Raw genomic sequence first — 13,942 nt, forward strand, 5'->3', positions numbered from 1 at the left:
TGTAGGGCACGCCCTGCGGCGGCACGGAGGCGACGGTGCCTTCCATGATCTTCAGCAGAGCCTGCTGCACGCCCTCACCCGAGACGTCACGGGTGATCGAGGGGTTGTCGGACTTGCGCGAAATCTTGTCGATTTCGTCGATGTAGACGATGCCGCGCTGAGCCCGTTCGACGTTGTAGTCGGACGCCTGCAGCAGCTTCAGGATGATGTTCTCGACGTCTTCGCCCACATAACCGGCTTCGGTCAGGGTCGTGGCGTCGGCCATTGTGAAGGGCACGTCGATGATGCGCGCCAGCGTCTGGGCCAGCAGCGTCTTGCCCGAGCCGGTCGGCCCGATCAGCATGATGTTCGACTTGGCCAGTTCGACGTCGTTGTTCTTCGTCGCGTGGTTCAGGCGCTTGTAGTGGTTATGGACGGCGACCGAGAGCACCTTCTTGGCGTGCGACTGGCCGATGACGTAGTCGTCCAGGACGTCGCGAATCTCCTTCGGCGTCGGAACGCCGTCGGTCGTCTTCTTGAAGCCGATCTTGTGCTCTTCGCGGATGATGTCCATGCAGAGTTCAACGCATTCATCACAGATGAACACGGTCGGGCCTGCGATGAGTTTACGCACCTCATGCTGGCTCTTTCCGCAGAACGAGCAGTAGAGAGTGCTTTTGGCGTCAGAGCCGGCTGCTTTGGTCATAGACCCTTATCTCACTCCCGCGGTGCGGACCAAAATGGCCCGAAACGCGCTTCCCTCACATTGATTCCAGCACTCTGGACGCGAAGGTCTTCAAAAAATGACAATCACCCATCCATCGTTCCGCGACAACCCCGAAGGCAGGAGGGAAATGTTGCAGCGCGTGGATCGTTCAGTCTCGTTGGGGATCAAGGCGAATGTCTGACATGGGCAGTGTGCAAGATTTTCGCCAGTCCGTCGCCGAAGGCCAGCCGATTGTCGCCTTCGATTTCGATGGCACCCTGACGATTCGCGACAGTTTCACCGAATTCCTGCGCTGGCGGGCGGGTCCGGGGGCCTGGATGCTGGGGCTGGTCAAGCTGGCGCCCGCCGTGGCCGCCTATGCGCGCGATCGCGACCGGGGACGGATCAAGGCCGCCTCGGTGCGCGAGTTTTTGCTGGGCGTGGACCGCGCCACGCTGGAGGCCGACGCGGCCCGCTTCGCCGACCATATCTGGCCCCGCTTCATGCGGCCGGATGCAATAAAGACGTGGAATGAGTGGGGCGAACGCGGCGCCCATCGCGTGATCGTGACCGCCTCCCCCACCTCGACCGTCGCCCCCTTCGCACGAAAACTAGGGGCCGACGCGCTATTGGGCACCGAGTTCGTGTTCGACGCCGACAACCGGATCACGGGCGAATTCGCAGGACCGAACTGCCGCGCCGAGGAGAAGGTGCGCCGCCTGAAGGCCGCCTATGGACAGGACATGGTGCTGACCGCCGCCTATGGCGACACCTCGGGCGATACCGAGATGCTGGCAATGGCGCAGGAGCCGGGCTTCAGGGTCTTCACCCAGAAGCCCTGAGCCGGTCAGCGGCCGATCATGCCATCGGTGACGCCGTCCTTCCAGACGAATCGGTGGACCAGGACCATCAGGATGTGACCGGCGATGGCGGCAAGCAGAACCCAGGCGAGCAGGCCATGCGCCGCGTTCGCCGGGGCCGTCATCCAGTCGGTCTTGACGCCCTGCCCCGCCATCAACTCCAGGCCGAAGAACTCCAGCGCGCGACCAGAGCCGATCTGACGCAACAGGGCCAGGCTGGGCACGACCAGCATCAGCCCATAGAGAACCAGATGGCCGACAAGGGCCGCCAATCCCCAGAAGCCGGGCTGATGCGGGGGCCGAAGCTTCAGATTGGCCAGCCCCCAGACGGCGCGGATCAGCAGAAGCGCTAGCAGCAGCAACCCAATGTCCTTATGGGTGCCGACCCAGAAGGCGGTGATCGGCGCGCGCCCGACGATCAGCTTCACCGCCATTCCTGTGAACTGCCAGACCAGCAACCCGGCCATCAGCCAGTGCAGGGCGCGCGTGACCAGCCCATAGCGAAAACCGTCGTCTGCCCAGCGCATGCATCCCCCAAAGGCGTCCCGAATTGGGTCGTTCAACACGATGAGAGGCGGAATCCGTCGCCGGATCCGCCTCGCAAATTGTCGCAGGTTGGGTTTCGGAGCGCCTATCGGCCGTCGGCATCCACGTCGAACACGACGGGCTTGCCCCGCGAGGCCGGGTTCCAGCCCGCCTCCATGGCCGAGGTGACGGCGTTGCGGACGGCGTCCACATTGACCCGCTGCTTCTCCACGTCCGGACGGCCATTGGCGCGCAGGGGCATGGGGAACTGGACGATAGCTTCGCGCTTGTAGTCCTGATGGCGCAGGGACACGGCCATGCCGTCCCAGGCGCCGCCGCCCTTGGGCTGGGGCTGGCGGCGAAGCTCCCACTCGTAGTTTTCGCCATCGACTTCGACGACGCCGCTCTGATCTCTCGTGAACTGCATGGCCGCCTGATAGCACACAAAGAAAAAGGCGCACCGGGCATGGTGCGCCTTTTCCGTTCAATGATTGAACCGGATCAGTTTCCGGGCGTCTTCACGCCGTCGGCGTCAGCCTGTTCGCGGCGATCATAGACGTGATCGACAATACCCCAGGCCTTGGCTTCGTCAGCCGACATGAAGTGGTCGCGGTCCAGCGTCTTTTCGACTTCCTCATAGGTCCGGCCCGTATGGTGGACATAGATCTCGTTGAGGCGCTTCTTGGTGTAGCGGATGTCGGCGGCGTGCAGTTCGATGTCCGACGCCTGACCACGGAAACCGCCCGAGGGCTGGTGCACCATGACGCGGGCGTTCGGCAGGGCGATGCGCTGACCCGCAGCGCCAGCCGTCAGAATCAGCGAGCCGGCCGAGGCGGCCATGCCCATGACCACGGTCGAAACCGGGCTCTTGATGTATTGCATGGTGTCATAGATCGCGAGCGCCGAGGTCACCTGACCGCCGGGGCTGTTGATGTACATGCTGATTTCCTTCTTCGGGTTCTCCGATTCCAGGAACAGCAGCTGGGCGCAGATCAGCGACGCCATGCCGTCCTCGAACGGGCCGGTGAGGAAGATGATCCGCTCACGCAGCAGGCGCGAGAAGATGTCGAAGGAGCGCTCGCCGCGGCTGGATTGCTCCACCACCATCGGCACCAGGTTCATATTCATCAGTTCGATCGGATCGCGCATATGGTCTCTCGAGTGCGTGGAGGCGTTTGAGTCGCGGCCTCTTCAACCCAGCATATCGCGTCCGCCCCGGTCTGGCGCAAGGCGCATAAGCTGGAACAGTCAGCCTAGCGCCCGTTTCGTTGACGAATGACTTCTTCCGCGATGCCGCGCGCCTGCTGACGAACATTGGGGCGGTTTGGCACGGCCTTGTAAAGACCGGCCAGATAGTCGCGATCCCATTGGCTGAGTTCGGTGATGTTTTCAGGATTGGCGAACAGATTGAGGATTGTATCCTGCCCGCTCGTGTCACCGTCTGGGTTGACCTGAGCCAGGGCGACAAACGCTACATAATCGCTGAGAGCGCTCATGCGGATGTTCGCCGTTTTGCTGAAATCGACTATGATGACGATGCGGGCCAGATCATCACGCACATTGGTGCGCAGGCGCGAAGCGTCACGTACCGTATTAGTTGGGTAGTCTTCTCCATCCAGGTGGACCGCCAATTCGCCCGTATCGATGTTGACGGGCAAGCTGACATGCCACCAGCGCACCGGGACTTCCCCTTCCTGAAAACGCCGCAATGCGGCAGACCCACGATCTGTCGCACTGCGCGACGGCCTGAAACCACGCGGATCGCTCTGAACAAGGGTTTTGGCGCTTTCAGCACCATTCTCTGACCCGACGATCATAACGTCGGCCTTGCAGCCGGGGCCCGCCACATCCCCGCCAGCTTCAATGATCCTCGACGCGACGCGATCAATCACCGCCTGAGCATACTGCGGCGACAGATAGGCGGTTGCGACACAGACCGGCTTGTTCCAACGCGCCAACGGGCGGCCAGGCGCAGGCGCCATATTGGTTTCGATGAAGGCGTCGACGCGCTCACGAACCTGCGCGGCGCGCATGCGCGCCACGACTTCCACATCCTCGACCTGGCTTGGCGCAACCGTTGATGCTGGGGCCTGGGACTGAACCGGCGCCTGCGCCTGCGCCTGAGACGTAGTCAAACCAGCGGACAGCGCCAACATCGCCCAAAACGCCATAACCATCTCCCAAAGAAAAAAGGGCCCGCGACTGCGGACCCTTTTCATTTGCCTAAAAAGTACAACGACGGACAGTTACCTATCCGTAAGATGGCTTAAATCACGCCTCTTCGTCGTCTTCCTTCAGAAGCTCTTCCTTGGTGATCGGCTTGTCGGTGACGTCGGCGACGCCGACGATCAGGTCGACGACCTTCTCTTCGTAGATCGGCGCGCGCATCTGGGCGGCGGCGTTCGGGTTCTGGCGGTAGAAGTTCAGGACGGCCTGTTCCTGACCCGGATAGTTGCGGGCTTCCTGCAGGATGGCGGCGTTCAGTTCCTGGTCGGTGACCTGAACGTTGTTGGCGCGGCCGATTTCAGCCAGCACCAGGCCCAGACGGACGCGGCGCTCGGCGATCTTCTTGTACTCGGCCTTCAGGTCTTCGTCGGACTTGGCGGCGTCTTCTTCCGGCAGACGGCCAGCGGCCTTGTCGGCCTCAACCTGTTGCCAGATGCCGTCGAATTCGGCTTCCACCATCTTCGGCGGCAGCGGGAAGTCGTGGGCTTCGTCCAGTTGGTCCAGCAGGGCGCGCTTGAGCTTGAAGCGGGCGGCGCCGGCGTATTGCTGGTTCAGGTTCTGGCTCAGCAGTTCCTTCAGCTTGTCCAGCGATTCTAGACCGATGCGGGTTGCGAACTCGTCGTCGATCTTGGCTTCAGCTTCAGCCTTGATCGCCTTCACGGTGATGTCGAAGGTGGCCAGTTTGCCGGCCAGATGAGCGGCCTGATAGTTCTCGGGGAAGGTGACCTCGATGGTCTTTTCTTCGCCGACCTTGGCGCCCGTCAGCTGCTCTTCGAAGCCGGGGATGAAGCGGCCCGAGCCGATGACCAGATCAGCATCTTCAGCAGCGCCGCCTTCGAAAGGCTCGCCGTCCAGCTTGCCCAGGAAGTCGATCGTCAGCTGGTCGCCTTCGGCGGCCTTGACGGTCTTGCCCTTCTTGTCTTCGTAGGTCTTGGCCTGACCGGCCAGTTCCGTCAGGGCTTCGTCCAGATCGGCGTCCGACGCTTCATAGGTCGGGCGTTCCAGCTTCAGCGTCTTGGGATCGACCGGGGTGAAGTCCGGCATGATTTCCAGCGACATTTCATAGGCCAGGTCTTCCTGACCGGCGATGACCTTGTCCATGTCGGACGTCAGCTTCATCTCGGCAGGCGCAGCCGGACGGATCTTGGCTTCGTCCAGGGCCTTCTGGCTGGTTTCGTTCAGCTCGGCGTTGATGATTTCGCCCATGAACTCACGGCCGAAGGTCTTCTTGACGTGTGCGACCGGCACCTTGCCCGGACGGAAGCCCTTCAGCTTCACTTGCGGGGCGACTTCCTTGACGCGGGCTTCGAGCTTCTCGTTCAGCTCCGCGACTGGGATGGTCACCGCGATCACGCGGCTGAGGCCTTCGTTCGACTTTTCGACGACTTGCATGGTCGGGATTCTGACGCTCTGTGGCGCGTGAACCTGAAAGGGTCCGGCGCGGAATGGATAAAGCAAGAAGGCCGCCCGCGCCCAGGTCGTGGGCAGGAGCGGCACCTCGAAGCCCGCCCTTATGTCGAGAAGGGTCGAAAAGGTCAACGCGGGCGTGGCCAATCGATGGTTTCAAGCCCCGCTCAGGCTCGCTATCTAGGTGAAATGAGCCAGTCAGCCTCCCCTATCGGCGTCTTCGTCACGCCCGTTACGCCGCTTCAGCAGAACTGCACGACCGTCTGGTGCACCGCCACGAACAAGGCGGCGGTGATTGATCCGGGCGGTTCGGTGGATGCGATTCTGGCCGAGGTTGAGCGACGCGGCCTGACGCTGGACCAGATCTGGATCACCCACGGCCATCTGGATCACGCAGGCGGCGCGGCGGAAATGCAGGAGAAGTCCGGCGTTCAGATCACTGGCCCGCAAAAAGCCGACCAGTTCTGGATCGACCGAATCGTCGAGAGCGGCCGGATGTACGGTCTGCCCGACGCGCGCCCCTTCACCCCCGACCGCTGGCTGGAGGACGGCGACTCCGTGTCGCTGGGCGAGACAACCTGGGAAGTGCGGCATTGTCCGGGCCACACGCCGGGCCATGTGATCTTTTTCAACCGGGCGGCGCGGTTCGCCCAGGTCGGGGATGTGCTGTTCCAGGGATCGGTCGGACGCACCGACTTCCCGATGAGCGATCCGCCCGCCCTGATCCGCGCCATTGTCGAAAAGCTGTGGCCGCTAGGTGACGACGTGACCTTTGTGCCGGGACACGGACCGATCTCGACCTTTGGGCAGGAACGGCGGACCAACCCCTATGTGTCCGACGCCGCCCTGCAACGGGCGCCGATCCAGCGCCCGGCGTCGGGTCCGGCCTAACGGCTCAGCAAGAGCCCGATGATGACGCCGATGCCGGCGGCATAGAGGACGGACTTGATCGGGGCGTCACGGATGGCGCCGACCGCGTCCTCGGCCCGCTCGACCGCCTTGTCGCGCACATGGCCGACATCTTCGCGCACGGCCTGACGCACGGATGAGACGGTGCGATGCGCGCCATCCTTGGCGCTGGCGATGATGTCGTCGGCCTGACGGTTCAGTTTGTGCGCCAGGTCGTCGCCCTCTGCGACGATGTCATCGACGGTCGAGGATGAAACGGGGGTCTTGGCCATGATCTTCTCCTGGTTCGCCCGATCAACCCAGGGCGCACCGCGAAGGTTCCCCGAAAGATCGGACTGAACGTCGCGCAGACGGACGCGTTCTTCTCAGCAGAAGGAGAAGTCCCATGACTGACGCCCCCCCCGAAATCCAACCCGACATGCCCGAGCCCGAGATCCAGCCCGACATCCAGCCTGACCCCGATCCGGCGCCGGAAATCGACCCTTCAAGCGCGCCGGATGAGCTACCGCCATTAACACCCGGCGAAATCACAAGGTGAGGCGCACCGCTTTCCCGCACCGCCAAGTTCACGTCGGACAGTCCTCAGACCTCGGAAAGTAAAAACGCTGTTCGATACGGAACCGTCACCGCTGCACCGGGTTGTTTGGGCAAGCGGAACGGCAACACCTGAAAGGACTCCAAATGGAAAGCCAGCCCACTCGACCCTCCGGCGTTTCCAAAAGAGGATTCGCCTCTATGGATCCCGAACGCCAACGTGAAATCGCCCGTAAGGGTGGAGCAAGTGTGCCCAGCGAGAAGCGTAGTTTCTCTCAGGACCGCAGTCTTGCGGCGCAGGCCGGAAGAAAAGGCGGCGAGGCATCGCACGGCGCCAAGAAGGATGATCAACCCGAATAGGGCGATCATTGTAAAAGCACGATAAAGGGCGGCGAACTGGAAGGTTCGCCGCCCTTTTCTTTTACCGATCAGACGCCGGGACCAGTCGCCAGATCAGGCTCCAAGCACCGCCAGGGCGACGCTGGGCGCTGGCGACACGTCAAAATGGACCAGCCGCCAGCCGGATGCGGCGGCCATGGCGGCGACCGAGCCTTGCGTGAACTTGCGCGAGCTTTCGGTATGGATGGTTTCGCCCGCGGCGAAGTCGAAATCCCGATCGCCGATGTGGACCGTCATCGATTCGAGGGCCTGGAGGTGCATCTCCATCTGCGCCCTGTCGCTGTTCCAGACAGCGCGGTGAGCAAAGGCCTTCACGTCGAAATCGGCATCCAGTTCCGCATTGGCGCGGACCAGAAGATTGCGATTGAAGGCGGCGGTGACGCCCTGAGCATCGTCATAGGCGGCGACCAGGATTTCGGCCTCCTTGACAAGATCGACGCCGAGGATGAACAGCGCCCCCTCCCCCAGCATCCGACGCGCGGCGGTCAGGAAACGTTCGGCGTCCGCAGGCTGCAGATTGCCGATCGTCGATCCGGGGAAGAAACCGATGCGTCGCCCCTGCGGCAGATCGTCCGGCAAGGGCGCCAGATGCTCGAAATCCCCCAGCACCGGGCGGACGCGCAGGTTCGGATAATCGGTCTTCAGCCGCGCCACGGCGTCCAGCAGGGCCGCCTCGCTGATGTCCAGCGGGACATAGGCGCCCAGGTCCGGCGCGGCGTCCAGCAGGATGCGGGTCTTCTCGCTGGCGCCCGATCCGAACTCGACCAGCACGGCGTCCGGTCCGAAATCGGCAGTCAGGGCAGCGGCGCGGTCACGCAGCAGGGCCATCTCCTGCCGGGTCGGGTAGTATTCCGGCAGGGCGGTGATCACCTCGAACAGCCGCGAACCCTCGGCGTCATAGAACCATTTGGGCGGCACAGCCTTCTGGCCCTGCGACAGGCCCTCGACCAGATCATGCCGGAAGGCGGCGGTCTGGGCGTCTTCGGTCCGGGCGTCTTCAGTCTCGGTTCGACCCGCGCGCGGCGCATCTTCAGCCAGTCTCAGGCCCATGAACGCCCACCTCTGTTGGGGGTAATAGAAGTTGCGATAGGTCGGGCGCGCATGGCCCGGAGGCGTGGCGAAGGCGCCGCCGCGCAGCACATTCTGGTTGGCCATGAACTTGCCGTTGTACTCGGCCGCCGTGCCCAGCGTCGGCTTGAAGCCGGGGTAAGGGGCGTAGGCGCTGGAGGTCCACTGCCAGACCTCGCCCGACAGGTTGGAGAAGGCGCCGGGATCAGCGGTCGCCGCATGTTCCCATTCGGCCTCGCTGGGCAGCCGCTTGCCCGCCCAGTGGGCGTAGGCGTCGGCCTCATACAGGCTGACATGGCGCACCGGGGCGGACGGATCGACCGGATGACGTCCGGTCAGGGACATGGTGGTCCAGCTGTCGCCCTCATGGCGCCAGTACAGGGGTGCAGTCCAACCCTCGGCCTGAACCGTGGCCCAGCCATCTGCCAGCCACAGGTCGGCGCACTGGTAGCCGCCATCCTCGATGAAGGCGACCCATTCGGCATTGGTCACCAGGTCATTGGCCAGAGCGAAGGGTTCCAGCCAGATCTTGTGCCTCGGCCCCTCGTTGTCGAAGGCGAAGCCGGTTTCGTCGTGGCCGATGCAGACCAGACCGCCGTCGAGACGGGTCATGCCGCCCTTGGCCGGTTCGAGCGGCTGCGCGCGCGGCTCCACCGCATAGGCGGCCGGGTCCAGCGGCGAACAGGCCATCAGATGCAGCACGTCCATCAGGAACAGCTCCTGATGCTGCTGGTCGTGGTTCAGGCCCAGTTCGAACAGATAGAGCGACAGGCCGTCAGGTGGCCCCTTGGCAAGCCAGCGGACCATGCGGCGATCGATCTCGCGCCGATAGGCCAGCACCTCCTCGACCGAGGGGCGGGTCAGAAGGCCGCGCTTGTCGCGCGCCACGCGCCGACCCAGGGCTTCATAATAGGAGTTGAACAGCTGCTGGAAGCGCGGGTCGACAGGCTGATAGCCCGGCTCAGCCGCCAGGATCATGGCCTCGAAGAACCAGCTGGTGTGACCCAGGTGCCATTTGCCGGGGCTGGCTTCGGGCATGGACTGGGCGGACAGGTCTTCGACCGACAGGCCTGTCGCCAGACCGGGCATGGCCGCGCGAACCTGACGGAATCGTGCGCCCGCCGCACCCGCCAGCGCATTCGGCTGCAGACGGGTATTGATGTCAGATTCACCGTCCAAGGACGGTCCCCTGACCCTGACCGGGCATTTGGTCGTTCATGGGAACCGAACGTCAGGCCAGAAGCCCGGTTCCCAAACACCCTCTCAGGTTGTCAACTTCGCCACACAGGCGAGGATGACGATTTCCGTCATGCCTGACACCGGTCAGCGAACCGGCTTGCCGCCATGTTTGGCGTATTCCAGACGGGCGATGGTGCGGTTGTGAACCTCGTCCGGGCCGTCAGCGATGCGCAGGGTGCGAACGCCAGCATACAGTTCCGCCAAGGGCGTATCGCCCGACACGCCTGCACCACCGAAGGCCTGAATGGCGTCGTCGATGACCTGCAGCGCCATCTTCGGCGCGGCGACCTTGATCTGGGCGATTTCGGAACGAGCGTTCTTGGCGCCTGCCTCGTCCATCATCCAGGCGGCCTTCAGCACCAGAAGGCGGCACATCTCGATATTGGTGCGGGCGTCGGCGACGCGCTGCTCCCACACCGAATGCTCAGCCAACTGCTTGCGGAAGGCGGTGCGGTTCAGCAGACGCGTGACCATCAGCTCCAGCGCCCGTTCGGCGGCGCCGATGGTGCGCATGCAGTGGTGGATACGGCCCGGACCAAGCCTCCCCTGCGCGATCTCGAAGCCCCGCCCCTCGCCCGCGATCAGGTTCTCGACCGGCACGCGGACATTCTCCAGCACCACCTCGGCATGTCCGATCGGCAGTTCGTCATAGCCGAAGACCGACAGCATACGCTCGACGCGGAAGCCGGGGGTGTCGGCGGGCACGATGACCTGCGACTGCTGGGCATGGGTGGCGGCGTCAAAGTCCGTCTTGCCCATGACGATGGTCACGGCCAGATTCGGATGCGCCATATTGGTCGACCACCATTTGCGGCCGTTGATGACATAGTGATCGCCGTCACGCTCGATCCGGGTCTGAATATTGGTGGCGTCGGACGAGGCGACCTCCGGCTCGGTCATCAGGAAGGCGGAGCGTATCTCACCGGCCATCAGCGGCTTGAGCCAGCGCTCCTGCTGGGCCGCATTGCCGTACATGTGCAGCACTTCCATGTTGCCGGTGTCCGGGGCGTTGCAGTTGAACACCTCCGCCGACCACAGGTGACGGCCCATCAGCTCGGCCAGCGGCGCATATTCCAGATTGGTCAGGCCCGCCCCGTGTTCTCCGGGCAGGAACATGTTCCACAGACCGGCCTCGCGCGCGGCGGCCTTCATCGCCTCCATGGCAGGCGGCTGGCGGGTCGCGTCTTCGCGCACCTGGCCGAAATATTCCGCCTCGCGCGGGATGACCTGTTCATCGAGGAAACGACGCACGCGGTCGTGCCAGTGCAGCGCGCGGTCAGAAGGTTTGAAGTCCATGTCGTTTCCTCATTTACGCAAATCACGCCTCTGACGGGCGCTGACATGAAAACGGCGCGGCCCCGAGAGGCGCCGCGCCGTCGTCGTTCTGGCGATCAGCCGCGCATCAGCGCTTCAGAAGCGCCGGCAGCTTCTGGGCGATCATCATGTCGCCAGCGATCTTCAGCTTGCCTTGCATGAAGGCCATCATGCCGTCCAGGCGGCCTTCCGACAGGGCGACGAAGTCGTCCCAGCTGATGGTCACAGTGGCGTCGGCAGGCTTGTCTTCGTTGGTGACGGTGTTCGGCACCGAGGCGCCGTCGATGTAGATCTTGCCAGCGTCGCCGAGGTCGAGCTTGACGGTCTTGCCCAGACCGGAGTTCTCGCCGACGGCTTCACGGATTTTATCGGTGGCGGTTGCGATATCAGACATTGGGGCGTCTCCCTTGGACGTTTGGATCACTCGCCGTAGACCGCATCGGCGGGGGCGCCAAGATCACGTCGGGTAAAGCTCGGGTCACTTCTGCTTGGGCGAGCCCGACCACAGGGCTGCGGCGCCCAGCGCACCCATGAAAAAGACAAAGGCCGCGATGATGGCGGCGACAACGGGAATGGCGTCTGCTGGCATTGGAAATCTCCTTTGCCGCATAGTCCGTCGCTCAGACGGCGCCCGCCTTGATCCGGATCAAACCGATGATCTTTCACGCCCAGGCCATGTGCGGCGCATCCGCGCAACGGATTGCCCCTCAATCTTCGACATGTTCCGAAATCTCGATCAGATTGAGGTCCGGGTCGCGCAGATAGATTGATCGGATCGGCCCCGTGGCGCCAGTGCGCAGAACCGGCCCTTCCACGATCTGCGCACCGCCCGCCTCCAGCGCCGCGATGGCGTCATCCAGAGGGCGGTCGGCGATGAAGCACAGGTCAAGAGCCCCCGGTGTCGGCCGATCGGCCTTTGGCTCGAACTCACGGCCCCTGATATGCAGATTGATCTTCTGATCGCCGAACCGGAACGCCTTTCGGCCATTGCCGAAGACCTCCAGCTTCATGCCCAGCAAACCGACATAGAAGGCCGTGCAGGCCGCCTCGTCATTGGTGGTCAGGACCAGATGGTCCAGATGGTCGATCATGGGCGCCTCCTGCACACGCCCATGATCCAGAACCTCGATTGCGGCATTCCGCTGGCGATGTCGGGCCGCGCAGGACGACCCTGACAGGCGTCAGTCCGCCTTGGACGCCCGCGTGCCGATGGTGCGGTCAAGGAAGTCCAGATAGGTGCGCCACAGGTGCAGCATCCGCGGATTGCCGCGCACGCCGTGGCGCTGGCCCGGATAGAGCATGGTCTCGAACGGGATGCTCTTCTCCTGCATCGCGTTCAGGACGCGGGTCGTGTTCTGGAAGATGACATTGTCGTCGGCCATGCCGTGCAGCAGCAGCAGGCGCCCCGTCAGATTGTCCAGCTTGGGGATGATGTCTGAGGCGGCGTAGCCCTCCGGGTTGTCCTGCGGCGTGGACATGTAGCGTTCGGTATAGGCCGTGTCGTACAGGCTCCATTCCGTCGGCGGGGCGCCTGCGAGGGCGGCGGCCAGCCCCATCTTCGGCTCGGCCAGCATCGACAGGCTCATGAAGCCGCCATAGCTCCAGCCCATCACAGCGATGCGGGCGTCGTCGACATAGGGCAGGCTGCGCAGATAGTCGGCGGCCAGAACCTGATCCTCGACCTCAACCGTGCCCATGTGGCGATAGAGGGCGTTCTTGAAGGCGCGGCTGCGATAGCCCTCGCCCCGGTTGTCCATGCGGAAGACGATATAGCCCGCCTCGGTCAACAACTGGTCGGTCGCAGGCGCCCAGCCGCGCTTGACCCCGCCGCCCGATGGGCCGCCGTACACCTGCATCACGACCGGATAGGTCTTGGACGGATCAAAGCCCGGAGGCGTCTTCATCTGCCAGACCAGCGTCTCGCCGTGGCTCTGCAGCGTGCCGAAGGTCGGTTCACGCAGGCGCGACACATAAGGATAGAAGGGATGCTGGGCGTTGAGGGGGTTTTCCTCGATCCAGCGGATACGCGTGCCGTCGATATTATAGAGGCCCGACTGCTGCGGCGTCTTCGGGTCGGAATAGTTGCCGACATAGGCCGTGCCGGTGCGGTTGACCGCGACATTCCACCAGCCGCCTGCGGGGGTGATGGCGACCGGCGTCGCCGTCTCGTTCAGGCTGGCGCGGAACAACTGCTTTTCGATCGGCAGTTCATGACCGTCGCGCATCGAGGCGGAGAAGAAGACCTCACCCGTCTGCTGGTTGACGCCTTCCAGATCCAGCACCGGATACTGGCCCTCGGTGATCGGGCGGATCAGCTTGCCGTCGCGGTCATACAGATACAGGTGCCGCCAGCCGCTGTCCTCGTTCGACCAGATGAAGCGCCCGTCCTTCAGCGGTTTGAAGTCATGGCTCAGGCCGACCCAGGCGTCGCCCTTCTGGGTCACGATTACGCGCGAGGCCCCGGTCGCGGGGTTCACCGCCAAGAGGTCCAGCGTCTTCTGGTCGCGCGACAGACGCTGGACATAGAGGGTCGAGGCGTCCGCCGACCAGGCGACGCGGGCCAGATAAATGTCGGTGTTTGCGCCCAGATCGACCTTGATGCGGCGGTTGGACGCGAGGTCCTGCACATAGAGTTCGACGATGGCGTTGGGGCGACCGGCGCGGGGATAGCGCTGCTCGATCACGCTGGCGCCGCCGCCGGTGATGTCCAGGCGCGGGATCACATCGACGGGGCTTTCGTCATAGCGTTCCAGCGCGATGCGCTTGTCGTCCGGGC

General features: G+C 63.7%; 16 protein-coding genes. 4 read left to right on the forward strand and 12 right to left on the reverse strand.

Translation table 11 applies throughout. From position 1 onward, the window contains the following. On the reverse strand, positions 1 to 685 hold a 685-nt coding region (clpX, locus tag QZ281_RS17970), incomplete at its 3' end, for an ATP-dependent Clp protease ATP-binding subunit ClpX (RefSeq protein ID WP_292230949.1). Between the two features lie 203 nt (positions 686 to 888). Between clpX and QZ281_RS17975 the strand changes: the two genes are divergently transcribed. Then, positions 889 to 1,527: an HAD-IB family hydrolase gene (locus QZ281_RS17975; RefSeq protein WP_292230952.1), complete on the forward strand. Its 639-nt coding sequence runs from the start codon at positions 889 to 891 to the stop codon at positions 1,525 to 1,527. 5 nt (positions 1,528 to 1,532) lie between these two features. Here QZ281_RS17975 and QZ281_RS17980 read toward each other — a convergent pair whose 3' ends face one another. From QZ281_RS17980 to tig, 5 genes are all read right to left on the reverse strand, one after another. Next, positions 1,533 to 2,072, reverse strand: a complete 540-nt coding sequence (locus tag QZ281_RS17980; RefSeq protein ID WP_292230955.1) for a cytochrome b — start codon at positions 2,070 to 2,072, stop codon at positions 1,533 to 1,535. A 104-nt stretch (positions 2,073 to 2,176) separates the two neighbouring features. Beyond that, positions 2,177 to 2,497, reverse strand: a complete 321-nt coding sequence (locus QZ281_RS17985) for a hypothetical protein (RefSeq protein WP_292230957.1) — start codon at positions 2,495 to 2,497, stop codon at positions 2,177 to 2,179. Between the two features lie 74 nt (positions 2,498 to 2,571). Further along, entirely contained in the window at positions 2,572 to 3,219 is a 648-nt protein-coding gene (locus tag QZ281_RS17990) for an ATP-dependent Clp protease proteolytic subunit (protein ID WP_292230960.1), read from the reverse strand. A 104-nt stretch (positions 3,220 to 3,323) separates the two neighbouring features. Next, positions 3,324 to 4,289, reverse strand: a complete 966-nt coding sequence (locus QZ281_RS17995) for a hypothetical protein (protein ID WP_292230962.1) — start codon at positions 4,287 to 4,289, stop codon at positions 3,324 to 3,326. Positions 4,290 to 4,341: 52 nt separating this feature from the next. Further along, positions 4,342 to 5,688 carry a trigger factor gene (gene tig / locus QZ281_RS18000; protein WP_292230965.1) on the reverse strand — a complete coding sequence of 449 codons (1,347 nt, stop codon included), beginning with the start codon at positions 5,686 to 5,688 and terminating at the stop codon, positions 4,342 to 4,344. 204 nt (positions 5,689 to 5,892) lie between these two features. On the opposite strand from tig, the gene QZ281_RS18005 reads away from it, so the two are divergent. Beyond that, positions 5,893 to 6,594, forward strand: coding sequence for an MBL fold metallo-hydrolase (locus QZ281_RS18005; protein WP_292230968.1), 702 nt, complete (start codon positions 5,893 to 5,895; stop codon positions 6,592 to 6,594). Here QZ281_RS18005 and QZ281_RS18010 read toward each other — a convergent pair. Next, positions 6,591 to 6,884: a hypothetical protein gene (locus QZ281_RS18010; protein ID WP_292230971.1), complete on the reverse strand. Its 294-nt coding sequence runs from the start codon at positions 6,882 to 6,884 to the stop codon at positions 6,591 to 6,593. The two genes, QZ281_RS18005 and QZ281_RS18010, sit on opposite strands and share 4 nt — an antisense overlap. Before the next feature lie 113 nt (positions 6,885 to 6,997). Between QZ281_RS18010 and QZ281_RS18015 the strand changes: the two genes are divergently transcribed. Both QZ281_RS18015 and QZ281_RS18020 read left to right on the forward strand, forming a co-directional pair. Then, positions 6,998 to 7,150 carry a hypothetical protein gene (locus QZ281_RS18015; protein WP_292230974.1) on the forward strand — a complete coding sequence of 51 codons (153 nt, stop codon included), beginning with the start codon at positions 6,998 to 7,000 and terminating at the stop codon, positions 7,148 to 7,150. Positions 7,151 to 7,293: 143 nt separating this feature from the next. Then, the gene (locus tag QZ281_RS18020; RefSeq protein WP_292230977.1) at positions 7,294 to 7,506 is read left to right on the forward strand and encodes a general stress protein; all 213 of its coding nucleotides are present in this window, start codon (positions 7,294 to 7,296) and stop codon (positions 7,504 to 7,506) included. A gap of 93 nt (positions 7,507 to 7,599) precedes the next feature. Here the strand turns inward: QZ281_RS18020 and egtB are convergent, their stop codons facing one another. The 5 genes from egtB to QZ281_RS18045 form a co-directional block, all read right to left on the reverse strand. After that, positions 7,600 to 9,792 carry an ergothioneine biosynthesis protein EgtB gene (gene egtB, locus QZ281_RS18025; RefSeq protein WP_363298226.1) on the reverse strand — a complete coding sequence of 731 codons (2,193 nt, stop codon included), beginning with the start codon at positions 9,790 to 9,792 and terminating at the stop codon, positions 7,600 to 7,602. A gap of 144 nt (positions 9,793 to 9,936) precedes the next feature. Next, positions 9,937 to 11,148 carry an acyl-CoA dehydrogenase family protein gene (locus QZ281_RS18030; RefSeq protein ID WP_292230980.1) on the reverse strand — a complete coding sequence of 404 codons (1,212 nt, stop codon included), beginning with the start codon at positions 11,146 to 11,148 and terminating at the stop codon, positions 9,937 to 9,939. A 106-nt stretch (positions 11,149 to 11,254) separates the two neighbouring features. Beyond that, positions 11,255 to 11,560: an SCP2 sterol-binding domain-containing protein gene (locus tag QZ281_RS18035; protein ID WP_201100793.1), complete on the reverse strand. Its 306-nt coding sequence runs from the start codon at positions 11,558 to 11,560 to the stop codon at positions 11,255 to 11,257. Between the two features lie 313 nt (positions 11,561 to 11,873). Further along, on the reverse strand, positions 11,874 to 12,257 hold the full coding sequence (locus tag QZ281_RS18040) for a VOC family protein (protein WP_292230987.1): 384 nt from the start codon (positions 12,255 to 12,257) through the stop codon (positions 11,874 to 11,876). A 90-nt stretch (positions 12,258 to 12,347) separates the two neighbouring features. Further along, positions 12,348 to 13,942 (reverse strand): alpha/beta fold hydrolase (locus QZ281_RS18045; RefSeq protein ID WP_292230990.1); only part of this gene is annotated, 1,595 nt, incomplete at its 5' end.

Source organism: Brevundimonas sp. (assembly GCF_018608325.1).
In the GTDB taxonomy this organism is placed as follows: domain Bacteria; phylum Pseudomonadota; class Alphaproteobacteria; order Caulobacterales; family Caulobacteraceae; genus Brevundimonas.

What these genes read in the sequence shown, in the direction of transcription:
- tig (WP_292230965.1), bottom strand. Translation starts at nt 5,688, where the DNA reads ATGCAAGTCGTCGAAAAGTCGAACGAAGGCCTCAGCCGCGTGATCGCG.
- QZ281_RS18015 (WP_292230974.1), top strand. Translation starts at nt 6,998, where the DNA reads ATGACTGACGCCCCCCCCGAAATCCAACCCGACATGCCCGAGCCCGAG.
- QZ281_RS18040 (WP_292230987.1), bottom strand. Translation starts at nt 12,257, where the DNA reads ATGATCGACCATCTGGACCATCTGGTCCTGACCACCAATGACGAGGCG.
- QZ281_RS18020 (WP_292230977.1), top strand. Translation starts at nt 7,294, where the DNA reads ATGGAAAGCCAGCCCACTCGACCCTCCGGCGTTTCCAAAAGAGGATTC.
- QZ281_RS18030 (WP_292230980.1), bottom strand. Translation starts at nt 11,148, where the DNA reads ATGGACTTCAAACCTTCTGACCGCGCGCTGCACTGGCACGACCGCGTG.
- QZ281_RS18035 (WP_201100793.1), bottom strand. Translation starts at nt 11,560, where the DNA reads ATGTCTGATATCGCAACCGCCACCGATAAAATCCGTGAAGCCGTCGGC.
- QZ281_RS17995 (WP_292230962.1), bottom strand. Translation starts at nt 4,289, where the DNA reads ATGAAAAGGGTCCGCAGTCGCGGGCCCTTTTTTCTTTGGGAGATGGTT.
- QZ281_RS18010 (WP_292230971.1), bottom strand. Translation starts at nt 6,884, where the DNA reads ATGGCCAAGACCCCCGTTTCATCCTCGACCGTCGATGACATCGTCGCA.
- QZ281_RS17990 (WP_292230960.1), bottom strand. Translation starts at nt 3,219, where the DNA reads ATGCGCGATCCGATCGAACTGATGAATATGAACCTGGTGCCGATGGTG.
- QZ281_RS18005 (WP_292230968.1), top strand. Translation starts at nt 5,893, where the DNA reads ATGAGCCAGTCAGCCTCCCCTATCGGCGTCTTCGTCACGCCCGTTACG.
- QZ281_RS17985 (WP_292230957.1), bottom strand. Translation starts at nt 2,497, where the DNA reads ATGCAGTTCACGAGAGATCAGAGCGGCGTCGTCGAAGTCGATGGCGAA.
- QZ281_RS17975 (WP_292230952.1), top strand. Translation starts at nt 889, where the DNA reads ATGGGCAGTGTGCAAGATTTTCGCCAGTCCGTCGCCGAAGGCCAGCCG.
- QZ281_RS17980 (WP_292230955.1), bottom strand. Translation starts at nt 2,072, where the DNA reads ATGCGCTGGGCAGACGACGGTTTTCGCTATGGGCTGGTCACGCGCGCC.